The sequence below is a fragment of the Enterobacter sp. CM29 genome (assembly GCF_013179605.1).
Lineage (GTDB): Bacteria > Pseudomonadota > Gammaproteobacteria > Enterobacterales > Enterobacteriaceae > Enterobacter > Enterobacter intestinihominis.
The window spans coordinates 1-864 of the sequence record NZ_JABMCU010000380.1 but is presented as its reverse complement, the minus strand read 5'-3'; the positions used below and the strand labels follow the sequence as shown (position 1 = coordinate 864).

Sequence of the window (864 nt, the reverse complement as noted above, 5' to 3'; positions counted from 1 at the left end):
TGCTGTGAACTCGAAGAGTAGGGCGGGACACGTGGTATCCTGTCTGAATATGGGGGGACCATCCTCCAAGGCTAAATACTCCTGACTGACCGATAGTGAACCAGTACCGTGAGGGAAAGGCGAAAAGAACCCCGGCGAGGGGAGTGAAAAAGAACCTGAAACCGTGTACGTACAAGCAGTGGGAGCCTCTTTATGGGGTGACTGCGTACCTTTTGTATAATGGGTCAGCGACTTATATTCTGTAGCAAGGTTAACCGTATAGGGGAGCCGAAGGGAAACCGAGTCTTAACTGGGCGTTAAGTTGCAGGGTATAGACCCGAAACCCGGTGATCTAGCCATGGGCAGGTTGAAGGTTGGGTAACACTAACTGGAGGACCGAACCGACTAATGTTGAAAAATTAGCGGATGACCTGTGGCTGGGGGTGAAAGGCCAATCAAACCGGGAGATAGCTGGTTCTCCCCGAAAGCTATTTAGGTAGCGCCTCGTGAACTCATCTTCGGGGGTAGAGCACTGTTTCGGCTAGGGGGCCATCCCGGCTTACCAACCCGATGCAAACTACGAATACCGAAGAATGTTATCACGGGAGACACACGGCGGGTGCTAACGTCCGTCGTGAAGAGGGAAACAACCCAGACCGCCAGCTAAGGTCCCAAAGTCATGGTTAAGTGGGAAACGATGTGGGAAGGCACAGACAGCCAGGATGTTGGCTTAGAAGCAGCCATCATTTAAAGAAAGCGTAATAGCTCACTGGTCGAGTCGGCCTGCGCGGAAGATGTAACGGGGCTAAACCATGCACCGAAGCTGCGGCAGCGACGCTTAGGCGTTGTTGGGTAGGGGAGCGTTCTGTAAGCCGTTGAAGGTGT

1 rRNA gene is annotated in these 864 nt (G+C 53.0%); it reads left to right on the top strand.

The features are described 5' to 3' along the window. A 23S ribosomal RNA gene (locus HP459_RS23180) occupies window positions 1-864 on the top strand; the annotation flags it as partial.